The sequence below is a fragment of the Actinoplanes sp. NPDC051633 genome, from assembly GCF_040681735.1.
In the GTDB taxonomy this organism is placed as follows: Bacteria; Actinomycetota; Actinomycetes; order Mycobacteriales; family Micromonosporaceae; genus Actinoplanes.
This window is the reverse complement of sequence record NZ_JBFAZH010001860.1, coordinates 1-1,005: the sequence shown is the minus strand read 5'-3', so window position 1 is coordinate 1,005 and position 1,005 is coordinate 1. Positions and strand designations below refer to the sequence as shown.

1 pseudogene is annotated in these 1,005 nt (G+C 68.2%); it reads right to left on the bottom strand.

From position 1 onward, the window contains the following. A pseudogene (locus AB0M20_RS45705) lies at positions 1–1,005 on the bottom strand (excinuclease ABC subunit A); the annotation flags it as partial.

The window sequence follows — 1,005 nt, the reverse complement described above, 5'->3', positions numbered from 1 at the left end:
CCAGCGTCCTGAGGTGGCGGTGGATGGCCGGGATCGCCTCGAAGAAGCCCGACGCCTCCTCGATCGGCATCTCCAGCACCTCGGAGATCGTCTTGCCCTTGTAGTGAACCTCGAGCGTCTCCCGGTTGTACCGGGCGCCCTTGCACACCTCGCACGGGACGTAGACGTCGGGCAGGAAGTTCATCTCGATCTTGATTGTGCCGTCGCCGGCGCAGTTCTCGCAGCGTCCGCCCTTGACGTTGAACGAGAACCGGCCGGGACCGTACCCCCGCACCTTGGCCTCGGTGGTCTCCGCGAACAGGGTGCGGATGTTGTTGAACACGCCGGTGTAGGTGGCCGGGTTGGACCTCGGGGTGCGGCCGATCGGCGACTGGTCGACGCCCACCACCTTGTCGACCTGATCCATCCCGCTGATCCGGGTGTGCCGGCCGGGCACCATGCGGGCGCCGTTGATCGTGTTCGCCAGCACCGTGTAGAGGATGTCGTTGACCAGCGTGGACTTGCCGGAGCCGCTCACCCCGGTGACCGCGATGAACTGGCCGAGCGGGAAGCCGACGGTCAGGTTCTTCAGGTTGTGCTCGCGCGCCCCCTGCACGACCAGCTCGCGCCCCGGCGTCTGCGGGCGGCGGTGCCCGGGCAGCGGAATCTTCTTGCGACCCGACAGGTAAGCCCCCGTCGGCGACTCCTTGTTCGCCAGCAGACCTTTCACCGAGCCGCTGTGCACGATCTTGCCGCCGTGCTCACCGGCGCCCGGGCCGATGTCGACGATCCAGTCCGCCATGCGGATGGTGTCCTCGTCGTGCTCCACCACGATCAGCGTGTTGCCCAGGTTCTTCAGCCGGACCAGCGTCTCGATCAGCCGGTGGTTGTCCCGCTGGTGCAGGCCGATCGACGGCTCGTCCAGCACGTAGAGCACGCCGACCAGGCCCGAGCCGATCTGGGTGGCGAGCCGGATGCGCTGCGCCTCGCCGCCGGAGAGGGTGCCGGCGCCGCGGTCCAGCGACA